Annotated in this window: 13 protein-coding genes; 3 read left to right on the top strand and 10 right to left on the bottom strand. The window is 39.7% G+C overall.

The features are described 5' to 3' along the window. Positions 1 to 2 precede the first annotated feature (2 nt). The 6 genes from ACK4EX_RS09950 to ACK4EX_RS09925 form a co-directional block, all read right to left on the bottom strand. Positions 3 to 1,571, bottom strand: coding sequence for an NAD(P)/FAD-dependent oxidoreductase (locus tag ACK4EX_RS09950; protein ID WP_409772337.1), 1,569 nt, complete (start codon positions 1,569 to 1,571; stop codon positions 3 to 5). A gap of 12 nt (positions 1,572 to 1,583) precedes the next feature. Further along, on the bottom strand, positions 1,584 to 2,285 hold the full coding sequence (locus tag ACK4EX_RS09945) for an outer membrane beta-barrel protein (protein ID WP_409772335.1): 702 nt from the start codon (positions 2,283 to 2,285) through the stop codon (positions 1,584 to 1,586). 29 nt (positions 2,286 to 2,314) lie between these two features. Next, a complete protein-coding gene (ubiE, locus tag ACK4EX_RS09940) occupies positions 2,315 to 3,052 on the bottom strand; it encodes a bifunctional demethylmenaquinone methyltransferase/2-methoxy-6-polyprenyl-1,4-benzoquinol methylase UbiE (RefSeq protein ID WP_409772332.1) in 738 nt (245 codons plus the stop codon). A 68-nt stretch (positions 3,053 to 3,120) separates the two neighbouring features. Beyond that, a complete protein-coding gene (locus ACK4EX_RS09935) occupies positions 3,121 to 3,360 on the bottom strand; it encodes a hypothetical protein (protein WP_409772329.1) in 240 nt (79 codons plus the stop codon). 276 nt (positions 3,361 to 3,636) lie between these two features. After that, positions 3,637 to 4,467, bottom strand: a complete 831-nt coding sequence (locus ACK4EX_RS09930; protein ID WP_409772327.1) for a hypothetical protein — start codon at positions 4,465 to 4,467, stop codon at positions 3,637 to 3,639. After that, positions 4,464 to 5,984 carry a GH3 auxin-responsive promoter family protein gene (locus ACK4EX_RS09925; RefSeq protein ID WP_409772324.1) on the bottom strand — a complete coding sequence of 507 codons (1,521 nt, stop codon included), beginning with the start codon at positions 5,982 to 5,984 and terminating at the stop codon, positions 4,464 to 4,466. The genes ACK4EX_RS09930 and ACK4EX_RS09925 overlap by 4 nt, the downstream gene beginning before the upstream one ends. 44 nt (positions 5,985 to 6,028) lie before the next feature. On the opposite strand from ACK4EX_RS09925, the gene ACK4EX_RS09920 reads away from it, so the two are divergent. The 3 genes from ACK4EX_RS09920 to ACK4EX_RS09910 all read left to right on the top strand — a co-directional run bounded on the left by ACK4EX_RS09920 (position 6,029) and on the right by ACK4EX_RS09910 (position 10,468). Further along, positions 6,029 to 6,820, top strand: coding sequence for a DUF2797 domain-containing protein (locus ACK4EX_RS09920; RefSeq protein ID WP_409772321.1), 792 nt, complete (start codon positions 6,029 to 6,031; stop codon positions 6,818 to 6,820). A 78-nt stretch (positions 6,821 to 6,898) separates the two neighbouring features. Continuing rightward, positions 6,899 to 9,772, top strand: a complete 2,874-nt coding sequence (locus ACK4EX_RS09915; protein ID WP_409772318.1) for a two-component regulator propeller domain-containing protein — start codon at positions 6,899 to 6,901, stop codon at positions 9,770 to 9,772. Positions 9,773 to 9,820: 48 nt separating this feature from the next. Further along, positions 9,821 to 10,468 carry a response regulator gene (locus ACK4EX_RS09910; RefSeq protein WP_409772316.1) on the top strand — a complete coding sequence of 216 codons (648 nt, stop codon included), beginning with the start codon at positions 9,821 to 9,823 and terminating at the stop codon, positions 10,466 to 10,468. A 63-nt stretch (positions 10,469 to 10,531) separates the two neighbouring features. Here ACK4EX_RS09910 and rplT read toward each other — a convergent pair whose 3' ends face one another. The 4 genes from rplT to thrS all read right to left on the bottom strand — a co-directional run bounded on the left by rplT (position 10,532) and on the right by thrS (position 13,670). Further along, the gene (rplT, locus tag ACK4EX_RS09905) at positions 10,532 to 10,876 is read right to left on the bottom strand and encodes a 50S ribosomal protein L20 (RefSeq protein ID WP_409772314.1); all 345 of its coding nucleotides are present in this window, start codon (positions 10,874 to 10,876) and stop codon (positions 10,532 to 10,534) included. A gap of 83 nt (positions 10,877 to 10,959) precedes the next feature. Next, complete coding sequence (gene rpmI / locus ACK4EX_RS09900; RefSeq protein WP_124397110.1) at positions 10,960 to 11,154, bottom strand: 50S ribosomal protein L35; 195 nt, start codon at positions 11,152 to 11,154, stop codon at positions 10,960 to 10,962. Between the two features lie 33 nt (positions 11,155 to 11,187). Further along, on the bottom strand, positions 11,188 to 11,709 hold the full coding sequence (infC, locus tag ACK4EX_RS09895; protein WP_409772311.1) for a translation initiation factor IF-3: 522 nt from the start codon (positions 11,707 to 11,709) through the stop codon (positions 11,188 to 11,190). Between the two features lie 17 nt (positions 11,710 to 11,726). Beyond that, positions 11,727 to 13,670 carry a threonine--tRNA ligase gene (gene thrS, locus ACK4EX_RS09890; protein WP_409772308.1) on the bottom strand — a complete coding sequence of 648 codons (1,944 nt, stop codon included), beginning with the start codon at positions 13,668 to 13,670 and terminating at the stop codon, positions 11,727 to 11,729. Between the last annotated feature and the right edge of the window lie 47 nt (positions 13,671 to 13,717).

Below are 13,717 nucleotides of genomic sequence, written 5' to 3'. Positions count from 1 at the left end.
AATTACGAAAGTTTTTGCAAAAATTCAACAACTTTTTCAGCCACGCGTTCGCCATCCATAGCCGCTGAAACGATGCCGCCTGCATAGCCACCTCCCTCACCGGCGGGAAACAGGCCTCCTATCTCCGGATGCATGAGTGTATCGGAATTTCTTGGAATTTTCACCGGCGACGATGTCCGGCTCTCAGTTGCCACGATTTGAGCTTCTTCGTTTAAATAGCCTTTCATCTTACGGCCAAAGGCTTTAAAGCCTTCTTTGAGCCTATAGCTAACAAACTCGGGTAATACCTCATTCATATTAACAGACGTTAGTCCAGGTATATATGAACACTCTGGAAGCACGGTGCTCACCTTGCCGTGAAGGAAGTCGATAAGCCTTTGTGCAGGCGCTGCTTGCGTTTTACCACCAGCCTCCCACACCCTTCGTTCGACCATCTGCTGAAAGCGCAGAGCTGCCAGCGGACCTTCTTTTTTAAATTCAGAAACATCCTCCGGCCGTATTTCTACCACTATACCCGAATTGGCAAAACGACTGTCGCGCTTGCTTGGCGACATACCATTTACTACAATCTCTTCTTGTGCCGTAGCAGCTGGCACTATGAATCCACCCGGACACATGCAGAAGCTGTACACTCCCCTACCTGCCACCTGATGCACCAATTTGTAGCTGGCTGCTGGCAAGTGCTCTCCGCGCTCCATGCCGTGATACTGAATGTGATCGATTAGCGCTTGAGGGTGCTCCACCCGTACCCCTAGTGCAAAGGGTTTGAGTTCGATTGAAATCTGCTTTCGGTGTAGCAGTTCAAAAATGTCTCGAGCAGAGTGTCCTGTGGCCAAGATCAAGGCGTCTCCTTCGATCACAGCTCCATCTCGAGTCACCGCCCCGGTCACCCTACCACTCTGAAGTACAAAATCTACCACCCGAGTGCCGAAGTGAATCTCTCCGCCATGTTCCAAAATGCGCTCTCTGATGGCCTGTACTACACCAGGCAATTTGTTGGTTCCAATATGTGGATGCGCATCTACACGGATAAAGGGATTTGCACCGTGATGGACTAGCAAGTCATAAATCCTACGCACATCTCCTCGTTTTGTAGAGCGCGTGTAGAGCTTTCCATCGGAGTAGGTACCGGCACCTCCCTCACCGAAGCAATAGTTACTTTCAGGATTTACGATGTGATCTCTGTTAACGGCTTTTAGGTCGCGACGACGCGTTCGCACATCGAATCCCCGCTCTAACACGATGGGCTTGAAGCCCAGCTCAATGAGCCTAAGAGCAGCAAACATGCCTGCCGGGCCAAAGCCTACAATTAATACACGCTTTTGAGCATCTCGCACATTTTTGTAAATCAAGGGTGTTAGCTCATCAGCTGGCAAGGGTTCGTCGAGGGCTACCAGCACTCGCTGTACGATCTGAACTGGATGCCTTCGCGCATCGATCGAGTAGCGCAAGGCCCGATAACCGGTCAGTTCGCTGGGTTCAACTTTTAGGTGCTTTAAAATTTCTGATCTTACAAACTCATCGTTGTAAGCCAGTGCCGGCAACGACTTTATTTCAATCTCTTTGATCACCTTTAGGTCAGCTTATTCAAATGTGATACAAAACAATACTGACCGCGTGTAAATTTTGTCAATATTATTTACATATACCGAGCCATCGTTAACCAGCAAGTTAGCAAAGCCAAAACCTGCCTTCAGCTGAGGCGACATTTTAAAATATTCAAAAAAGATATCTATGCCACAGCCTACTTCATATGCAAAATCGTTTCGCCGAATTTTAAACAACTCGTCGTCGAGCACCTTTTCCTGAGAGGCGAGGTCTATGTTGTAGCGCAAACCACCGGTTACATACACCAAATAATTGTGTATTCTCTTACTTGAAAATTTAAGCTCGAGCGGAAGCTCTACAAACGACGATTCCACGTCTTTAACATACACCTGCCGGCGTAAAAAATTTGGATTGTAGGTATCGATTTCAAGTCGGCGTACTGTCGCAGCAAAAGCGGGATTAAAACGCAGATTTAAGTGATTGACTATCCGGAGATCGGAGATGATACCTACATGATAGCCCGGATCAACGCGAGTAATGGTTGAATAATACCCTGGAAAATCGTCAAGATTGGGCTTGTGCCGAATGTGAAAGTTATACCAATTGATACCAATGTAAAATCCAAAGTGGTAAGGCTTGCTCGTATAGGTAGGCATATTCAGAATGCGCTGCCCATAAGCTGCAGTACTGCCCACTAGCAAGAAAACAAATAGCGCGTTTAATCTATGTAGTTTCATTACCCCTGAAAAACGCAAAAAACAACGCATTATTTTTCAGCCTCGTATATCGTTGCCACTCCAAATGTAAGTGGATGTAGCCGAATGTTTTTATATCCTAAGTATTTTAGAATGTTGGAAAAAGCCACTCCATAGGGAAATACCTCAACCGAATCAGGCAGGTAGCTGTATGCTCGGCTGTCTTTACTCACCCAGCGACCCACCAAAGGAAGAATATTTTTGAAGTAAAACTTGTAGAGCTGAGCAAATGGAAATCCTTGAGGCTGCGAAAACTCTAAGATGTAGATTTTCCCTCCCGGTTTTGTAACGCGAAGCATTTCTGCAAGGCCTGCTTCCAGACGTTCAAAATTCCTAACACCGAAGGCCACCGTTACTAGATCGAATGTGTTGTCTGCAAACTCAAGTGCCTCGCTATCGCCTTTTTGGAGGGTAATCAGCCCTTTAAGGCCTTTTTTCTCGATCTTCTTATGCCCATAAGAGAGCATGCCTTCCGAAATATCTACCCCAATTATGCAATTAGGCTTAAGCTCTGCCAAGGCAATAGCCAAGTCACCAGTACCAGTAGCAACATCGAGTATGGTTTTAGGTTTTGCCTTCGATGCCAGGCGAAGCAGCTTCTTTCGCCAACCTCGATCAATGCCCAGCGAAAGAATGTGGTTTAAAAAATCGTACTTGGGCGAAATGTTGTCAAACATCTCAGCCACCTGTTCCTTCTTGCTACCTGCTTTGTCGCTGTAAGGTTTTACTTCCATTTCTCGTAGTTCCATAAAAAACAAAACCTTAACACTGGTAGGCAGTGAAAAGGTTTTAAGAGTAAATCGAAAAAAGTATTTTTTTATTCAGCGTCAAAATTTTCGTAGCGCTCCATTTCTCTGTCGTAGAAGCTATCAGCCTGTTCGAGCAGTTGCATGATTTCAGCAGGTATGTCATCTTCTTCGCCAAGATCCACATCATCAAGCCATTCGAGCTCATCTGTTGACATATTTAAGATAAAGCGAGGATATTCCGTGTGAATTACGAAGATATCTTCAGGAAAATCGGTGTTGTCAGCGATTAAAAATTTAGGCATGCTCATGAATAATGAATTTAAATAGTTTTAAATCTTTAATGCTACAAAAGTAACCTCCACATTTTACCCTACCCTCCAACACCTCCAATTTTGGGCATTCCTTAACGGTATGTGATGAAACAATTAGCACAATTTACTCAACTTCTGAACTGTCATACATTCACAGGCCAAAACAACTGCATTTAAATGATTCGTTTTCTGAATTTATGAATATGGTTTTTCATCTTATTTATTGAAAATGAAAATCAATTTTTTCGAGAGAAAAGTGCAAGATTAAAAAAATTAACCAGGAAACAGCGCTACCAACAAACCTTTCCCTTCGAAGAGAAGAAAAATAAACTGATTTTCGAAGCGAACCTGTTTAATTGGTTCTTTATAAGGAAGTTCAACACGGCGTAAGAAATTGACATTCAGCCCACTGATGAGAATTCTCTTGCCTTCTAACCCATAGAGTTTTTTATCCTTTATCTGCACAGAAGTCAAATTTTTTACAGGCAATACTTTTACAAAGTTTCCAAACACGTCGAAAATCATCAGTCCGGCCTCTCTAAGATACAAATAGACACCTGAAGCATCACTCTGAAGGTACTCTGGCGTATTTTCTACACCAAGGAGTTGTGTGATGTTTTGAGTAGAAAATTCGATACCTTCTAAACGCGGATTGAAGAGCACAATCTGATCAAGCACCTGGTCGTAGAGCCAAATGCGGTTTTGGGTGGTCATGCTTGCCAATTGCACATCCATCAGACCAAGCTCTTCGAGTTGCAACGACTGTTGTATTTTGTTGAGTTTGTTATCTAAAAAAATAATGTTGTTAAACGGCTGATAGCGTACCAGTATTCGCATAGGATTAAAAGCATCAATAGAGGCCACTTTGCCGAGCTGAGGCTCAGAGAAGCTAATCTTTACCGCATTAGCAGCCGGATAAGGAACTATTTTTTTGATTTCTTCTTCGTAAATCAGGTAAATATTTCCAAGATTGTCGGTTGTAAACGACTTAATGGTCGGGTCTGCAACCCAAAGCACGGTATCAAGTGTTGATAAGTCCCCAAATTGGGCCTTAGCCGTGAGAATAAATCCAGTATAAAGCAGTGTTGCAATTAATTTCTTCATGAAATAAGCGGTAATAATTCGTCTAAAATCGATCGGTCGTTTTTGAGTTTTGGCACTTTGTTTTGACCTCCCAATTTGTTTTTAGACTTCAGCCAGTTATAAAAAAAATGCTGTGGTGCGCGATGGATAATCGGAAATTTTAACGTCATGTCTTTAAAACGCTTTGCATCGTAATCAGAGTTTACCTCGCGCAGTGCAGTGTCAAGCATTGTGCAAAACTTTTTGAAATCATCAGGCTCTTTGGAAAATTCAATGATCCATTCGTGTGCACCACTGGTATTTTCGCCAAAATAATAAGGTCCCGCCGTAAAATCGCGAACTTCCGCTCCGGTCGCAACGCAAGCTGCCTCAATGGCGCGCTCGGCATTTTCGATCATCAACTCTTCGCCGAAGGCATTTATAAAGTGCTTTGTGCGGCCAGAGATGTAAAAGCGCAAGGGTCTGGTTTCAGTGAAGATCACTGTATCGCCCGGCATGTATCGCCACAATCCAGCATTAGTCGAAATTACTAAAGCATAATTCACACCTGGTATAGCCTCCCATACAGGTATGATGTGCCTCTCCCATTCATCGTTTAAACGATCTAATGGAATGAGCTCGTAAAAAATGCCGTAATCGAGCATTAGAAGCATGCTGCCAGGCTCCTTGAGGTCTTGAATCCCAAAAAATCCTTCAGAAGCGTTGTAGGTTTCAAGATAATGTACAAAATCACCTGGAAAGAGTTTTTTAAAAGCATGGCGATAAGGTGTAAAGCTCACTCCACCGTGAATGTAGAGCTCCATATTTGGCCAAATTTCGTGCAGGTGCTTTGCTCCCGTTTTTGCCAGTATTCGCTGGGCCATCACATACAGCCAAGAGGGTACACCGGCCATGCTGGTTACATCTTCGTGAATGGTAATGTCGATGATTTTTTCAATCTTTTCTTCCCAGTCGCTGATTAAGGCAATATCTTGACTCGGCGTTGACCGCCACTGTACCCATGCCGGAAAATTTTTAATGAGAATGGCGCTTAAATCGCCCGAATAACTGCCGTTAGCTTCATTTATAAACTGTGTACTTCCGCCGATGCGCAGGCTCAACCCATGAAAGAGTTTGCTTTCAGGAAATAAGCTAAAGTAAATGCCTAGCATGTCGCGTCCGGCTTTAAAATGACACTCTTCTAGTGCTTGCTGGCTCACGGGTATGTATTTGCTTCGGTCGTTGGTAGTGCCCGACGATTTGGCAAAGTAGGATATCTCACCGGGCCACATCACATTGTGCTCTCCCTTCTTTATGCGAGCAATGTAAGGCTCTATGGTTTCGTATTGAACAACAGGTACATACCTGCGAAAGTCTTCGTACGATTCGATTTTTGGGAAATTGTACTTTACACCGTATTCGGTGTAGCGGGCCTCATCAATAAGCTCATGCAATATTTTTCGCTGTGCTTTTTCAGGAAACTCTCTGAAAAAATCCAATTCATCCATTCGGGCCTGCAAGTTCCATTTAAGCACATTATTGATGATGGATTTTAGCATGAGCTCAATATTTTTACCGTGTAAAAATACTGTAAACAACCATTATGCACTATACAGGATACTTAAACAAAATGTCTGTTTATCAGCACAATCCAGTGAGATATTATTTAAACACTGAAAACGATTTATTTTTCCTTAACGATCTTTTGGGTAGAAAAATTAAAATTTCTTACTTGCATAAAATCAAGTGTTTTTGCGGTAAAATTGTTGATTCGGTGTATCGAATGAATTTTTGTCAATCTTGTTTTTTTACTCTTCCACAAGCATCTGATGCGATTCTAAAGCCTGAACTAAGCAAGGCACATTTAGGCATCGAGGAGCGCGATTTAGAGTTTGAGAAGGCCTATCAGCTTCAGCCTCATACTGTTTATCTGGCTATTTCCGGTGGGTTAAAAGTAGGCGTATCCCGCACAATCCAACAAACCACCCGATGGATCGACCAAGGTGCAGTGGCAGCTCTCCCCTTGCTACAAGTTGAAAATCGCTATCAGGCAGGAATATGGGAAGTAGAACTGAAAAAAAAGTTTTCAGATAAAACTGCCTGGCGCCAAATGCTCACATGGAAAGACCCTGATGTAGATTTAATATCAATAAAAGAAGAAGTAAAACAAATGTATCCTGATAAAATTCATGAGTTTTCATCTGATAACACAATATACAGATTTGAATATCCTAAAATTGCCATACCTGAGAATATCTCTTCTGTAAACATTGAAAAAAACTCTTCTATAGAAGGTGAACTCACTGCAATAAGAGGGCAATACATCATCTTTAATAATTCCACAGCGCTCAACATTCGAACATATGAAGGGCGAATGGTAGAAATTGTGTTGTGAAATATCTTTGAATTATAATAAAAAGAAATGCTAAGCACACGTAAATTAAGGCTAATCATTTTAGTGACGTGTGCATTCATGTCCGTCTTCGATTTGTTTGGACAAATCGTACAATATAAGTTTTTAAATTACAATTCAAACAACGGACTTTCTCAAAATTCTGTTTACAGTATCGATCAAGACAGCATCGGACGTCTGTGGATTGGAACAGCAAACGATATCAACATTTGGGATGGCCATGAATTTAAAATGTATTCCGATATTTTTAAAGGAACAAAATATCTCAAATCAAAAAACATTAAAAAATTATATCTTTATAAAAATCTTTGTATTGTTTCAAATGATTTTGGTATTGAAATAATTGACATTATTAATGACTCCTTACTCACTAGAGATGAATTTAAAAACTACCAAACTTTTGATGTAAATAATAATCTATTATACATATATCAAGACACACTAATCGAAACAATTAATTTAGACAATTTAAAAAAGATAAAAAAAATACATGTAGAAAATTCTTTTCTTACCCTTGTCGCCTTTGATGACTTTTTGTATTTATACGACTATGACAAGCCCATTATAATTAGCTTAATAGAAAATAACAAGGTTTATTCCTTGAAAAATTGTAGATTAAAAAAAGTAAAATATAAACGTACAAATATTGCTATTCTCATTCATACTGAAGACTTCTATAATCCACTTCCTGTAGAAATTTCTTCTAAGATTCATTACTTCGAGACACAATCGGTTGAGGATATTCGATCATTTTACCTCTACAATGATAAAATCTGGATTGCACAAGGAAATGAACTGTATATTTATCAAACAAATGTTGGAAAATACCTCAAAATAGATAAAAAAGAAGTTCTTCCTACTTTCAGTAGTTTGTTTGTCTATGATTTTTTTACAGATTATAAAGATAATTTATTTATTTTAACAAACATCAATGGTTTTTATATATTCTCTCGCGACAATAATAAATTTATTCACATAAAAAATCCGAATTCATCGCTTAATATGGTGAAATCTATTCACGTATTGAGTGATTCGACCATCGTAACAGGAGTATATGGTGGAGGTATATCCTACTATTATACAAATGGCAATTTTAAAAACATTTTATTACCAGGCATGGACGCTATATGGGACATAGAGGCATCTTTTGAATCACCTGATAATTTTTATGTTATAAGCACAACGAGCTTATATTACTTTGAAAATAAAAAATTTAAAAAAATCTTGAGAGAAGATCCAAATATTGTTTTTATAAATATAGCAAAGGGTATAAACAATTATTTTCTCACCTATTCTGTTTCAAATAAAAGTGAAAAAAAGATCATTATTGAGCGATTAGATTACAAATTTCGAACGATAGATATATACGAAACAGATACATACATTCTAAATGTCTTTCAAAAAGACTTTAACACGCTTTTATGCAGTTCTTTTGACGGCGTCTATGCAATAGATATTAACACAGAAAACAAGAGAAAAATCTTGTCAAACAGAGCACAAGCCATAATAAGGGAGAACGAGCTTATCTATGTTTCAACCAATGAAGGTCTGTTTATTTTGGATGATCAGTTAACAATTAAAGAACTAATTACAAAAAAAACTCACAATATATCAGACAATTTTATTTATGCTACCCTGATTGATTCTGATGGTAACATTTGGATATCAACCAACAGAGGTATTAATGTTATTAATTTAAAAAATAAAAAGACGATTAAATACAGCCTGAACGACGGATTACAAGCAAACGAATTTAATACAAATGCATATTGTAAAAATGGAAATCTTTTTTACTTCGGTGGAGTAAATGGGATTAATATTATAAATACTAAAAATATTTACAACAACAACTTAAAGCCAAATATTTACTTTACGAATATTTTGGTAGATGACGAAATTGAATTAAAAAATTCACCAGATAACATCACATTAAATTATTCGAATAACACAATTTCACTATCTATCCGACACATAAACTTTACAAGTAAAGAAAAATCAGAGTATTTTCACAGATTATCGCCCATTGAAAGCAATTTTATTAATACGGGAAACAATAACTTTATACGTTATACCAATCTTCCGCAAGGATCATATACTCTTGAATTTTTTGTAATAAATCAATATGGAGAAAAAAGCGATATAAAGAAGATATTCATTAAAGTATTACCTCCATTTTGGAAGACATGGTGGTTTTACACTCTCGTAATACTTTCTGTTTTGATAATGATTTCAGGATTCATCATTTATCTCTATGAAAAGAATCGTCAAAAAATACTTTTGAAATACGAGGTTCAGAAAAATCTTGAAAATGAAAGAATGCGTATATCAAGAGAACTTCACGATAATCTCGGGGCTCAACTCTCATATATGATATCTCAAATAAATCTGTTTACCTCAAAATACTATAAAATACTCAATGACGATGACCGTTTGAAATTGAAAAAATTAGAAAAAGTATCAAAAGAAGCGATTCAAACAATTCGGGAAACCATTTGGCTTTTAAATTCGAAAAAGCTTTCGATTGAACAATTTATTGACAAAACAAAACAATATGTTTTGTCAATTCGTGAACTCAATGAATCGATTGAAATTGAGTATTTTGAAAATGTAGATTATTCTATTATTATTCCACCATCCTTAGCCATCAATCTATTCAGAATCGTACAAGAATCCATTACGAATTCGCTCAAACACAGTCGGGGTAATCGAATAAAAATCTACTTTGAAACGTTAAATAATAAACTTAAAATTCAAATAATTGATGATGGTGTAGGATTTAATCTGAATACAGAATTTCTTGACCACTATGGCTTGAAAAATATAAAAGCTCGAGCTGATGAAATTAATGCTTCCGTCGTAATTCATTCCGAAAAATTCAATGGTACCCTCGTTGAAATTGAACTTGATTTACATCAAATGCAGTATGCGAATTGATAGGCCTACATCTTTACTTTGTAAAGTTCAAAAAATACTCTATTCAACATGATTAAGTTAGCATTAGTCGATGACAAACGCATCAATATACAAAGCTTAATAGACCGTATTCGTCATAGTCCTGATTTTAAAATCGTTTTCACAGCCAGTGATGGAGAAGACTTTTTAGAGAAGTGTAAACAGTCGAAAGAATTGCCTGATGTGGTGTTTATGGACATCGATATGCCGATTATGAACGGTATAGAAGCTGTTTCCATTGCTTCTGAACTCTTCCCGTCCATAAAATTCATCATGCTCACAGTATTTGATGACGATGACAAGATTTTTGAAGCCATCAAATCAGGAGCTGTAGGATACCTTTTAAAGGAAGAAAGCGCAGATAAGCTAATACAACACGTACGCGACGTGGTAGAATTTGGCGTAGTTCCCATGAGCCCGCGTATCGCTCGTAAAACCCTGCAGCTGCTGTCGCGTGCTCAGGTGGAGCTCGTAAAAAACAAAGAAGAAGTGCTCAGTGAAAGAGAAGTAGACATTTTAAGGCATCTGATCAACGGGCTTGATTATCGGCAGATTTCAGAAAGACTGTTTATCAGTCCAAATACCGTACGAACCCACATTTCTAATATTTATAAAAAGCTGCACGTAAACAACAAGGCACAAGCCATTAAGATGGCCTATAAGAAAGGGATTGTGTAAAACAAAAATCCCGACCATAAACGAGCCGGGATATTTGAAATCGCCAAATTCTACGTTATTATTTTACTTTATTTGATCGATTACAGCTTTGAACGCATCAGGATGATTCATTGCTAAGTCAGCTAGCACTTTTCTATTAAGCTGTATGTTGGCTTGTTTTAGCTTGTTGATCAGTTGCGAATAAGAAATACCGTGCATGCGAGCACCAGCATTAATACGCATTATCCACAATGAGCGAAAATTTCTTTTTCGAGCTTTTCGGTCGCGGTATTGATATGTGAGTGCCTTTTCGACGGCATTTTTGGCTACGGTCCATACATTTTTTCTTCGGCCATAGTAGCCCTTGGCCATCTTAATTATTTTCTTCCTTCTCTCTCTGGAAGCTACGTGATTTACGGATCTTGGCATTTTACTTAGATTTTTTTGTGATAGGCGACTTGATTTTCAAGTACTTTAAGAGCCGGACACAGGGTTTTTAAACCATGAATTGGTTAGATGCAGAGCATCAGTTTTACATTAGGCTTATCAGCTTTGTGCACAAGAGCGTATTTTGTGAGAGCTCTTTTGCGGTCTGTAGCTTTCTTGGTCAGGATGTGACGCTTACCTGACTGTTTTCTCTTGATCTTGCCTGTGGCTGTGATCGCAAAGCGCTTCTTTGCGCTCGATTTGGTCTTCATCTTTGGCATATCCAACAGACTTTATTTATAGAATTCGGCGATTTATTTTTTCTTCTTAGGTGCTATAATCATTATCATTCGCTTACCTTCGAGCTTTGGCATTGATTCAACTTTTCCTACATCCTCTAACTCTTGAGCAAGTCGAAGCAAAAGTATCTCACCTTGTTCTTTATACACAATAGACCTTCCCTTAAAAAAAACATAAGCTTTCACTTTAGCACCCTCTTCGAGAAAGGCTTTTGCGTGTTTTTTCTTAAACTCGAAGTCGTGATCGTCGGTTTGAGGGCCGAAGCGGATTTCTTTTACAATGATTTTGGCCGCATTGGCCTGTATTTCCTTTTGTTTTTTCTTTTGTTCGTAGAGAAACTTCTTGTAATCGATAATTTTACAAACAGGTGGAATGGCCTTTTCTGTAATCATCACAAGGTCCATCCCTTGTTCTTCTGCCATTCTTAGGGCGTCTTGAGTGCTGTAGATGCCTTGCTCTACATTATCGCCCACTAGCCTGACCTGAGGCTCGGTGATTTCTTCGTTGATTCTAAAGGATATAGTGTCTTTCGACATTCGTCTTCTTTGGGGTTTTAGGGGTTAGTAAATTGAGGAATTAAACTGTTGATTTCATTGGTTAAACGTTCTACAAATGTAGGAATATCCATTTCTCCAAGAGTTTCGCCTCCGTGCTTGCGCACGTTGAGAATGTTATGCTCCTGTTCACGTTCACCTACGATTATCATGTAGGGAATCTTAGATACCTCGGCATCTCGAATTTTGCGACCTACTTTTTCATTGCGTTCGTCGATAAGGGCGCGGATATCGTGCTGATGGAGCTGTTGGGCGACTCTCAGGGCATACTCGTGATATTTTTCGCTAACTGGTAGAATGATGACCTGGTCAGGAGCCAACCAGATAGGGAAGTTGCCACCACAATGCTCTAAGAGAACTGCCACGAAGCGTTCCATAGATCCAAAAGGGGCCCGGTGAATCATAACGGGTCGGTGCATTTGATTGTCAGCACCTTTGTATTCGAGCTCAAAGCGCTCAGGAAGGTTGTAATCGACCTGAATAGTTCCCAGCTGCCACATGCGGCCGAGTGCGTCTTTTACCATAAAGTCGAGCTTGGGACCGTAAAAGGCTGCTTCGCCATATTCGATCACTGTAGGTAAGCCTTTTTCAGCGGCAGCTTCTATGATGGCTTTCTCAGCCTTTTGCCAGTTTTCTTCGGAGCCGATGTATTTATCGGGATTGTTTGGATCGCGCAATGATACTTGAGCTTTGTATTCGTTGAAATCGAGGGCTTTGAAAATATACAATACAAGGTCTATAACTTTCTTGAACTCGTCTTTTAGCTGATCGGGTGTACAGAAGATGTGCGCATCGTCTTGTGTAAAGCCTCTTACTCGTGTAAGGCCGTGAAGCTCACCACTCTGTTCGTAGCGATATACTGTGCCAAATTCAGCTAACCTCAAGGGAAGGTCTTTGTACGACCTTGGTTTCACGCGATAGATTTCGCAGTGATGCGGGCAGTTCATCGGTTTGAGTAAGAACTCTTCGCCCTCTTCAGGAGTAGTAATGGGTTGAAAACTGTCTTTGCCATACTTGGCATAGTGGCCTGAACACACATAGAGGTCTTTATGGCCAATATGAGGAGTAATTACCTGCTGATAGCCAGCTTTTTTCTGAGCCTCTTGTAAAAATTTCACAAGGCGCTCGCGGAGGGCAGTACCTTTAGGTAACCAAAGTGGTAAACCCTTCCCAACCCTCTGGCTGAATGCAAATAGCTCTAATTCAGCACCAAGGCGACGATGGTCACGTTTTTTCGCCTCCTCGAGTCGCTGAAGGTATTCGTCGAGCATCGACTGCTTAGGGAAGGATATGCCATAAACTCGCGTGAGCTGTTTGTTCTTCTCATCGCCACGCCAGTACGCTCCAGCGGCATTTAAGATTTTTACAGCTTTTATAAATCCGGTATTTGGAATGTGACCACCGCGACAGAGATCGGTAAAAGTACTGTGGTCGCAGAAGGTAATGGTGCCGTCTTCGAGATTCTGAATGAGTTCAGTTTTGTAGGGATTATCTTTATAATATTCCAAAGCCTCTTGTTTGGAAACGCTGCGCATTTTGAATTCTGCTTTTTCTTGCGCGCGCTTGAGCATTTGCTTTTCTATTTTCTCGAAGTCAGCTTCTCCAAACACTTCGTCGCCGAAGTCGATATCGTAATAAAAGCCATTTTCTATTGGTGGACCAATCGTGAGTTTAGCATTCGGATAGTAATCGAGAATGGCCTGAGCCATCACGTGGGCAGAAGAGTGCCAAAAGGCTCTCTTACCTTCGTCAGAATCCCAGGTGAAAAGTCGCAATGAACCGCTCTCATACAAGGGCTGATTGGCTTCAATGATCTTACCGTTTAACTCGGCTGAGAGCACGTTTTTAGCCAGCTGATTGCTGATACTTTCAGCGATTTTTAAGGCTGTAGTGCCGTCTTCGTATGTTCTTTTCTTACCGTCGGGAAATGTTATTTCAATCATTTAACCTAAAAAACGGCTGCAAAAGTATTTTAAAATCGATTGTACAG

This window comes from Thermaurantimonas sp. (genome assembly GCF_046299575.1).
In the GTDB taxonomy this organism is placed as follows: Bacteria; Bacteroidota; Bacteroidia; order Flavobacteriales; family Schleiferiaceae; genus Thermaurantimonas.
The sequence above is the reverse complement of the archived record's forward strand: the minus strand, read 5'-3'. Positions and strand labels throughout refer to the sequence as shown.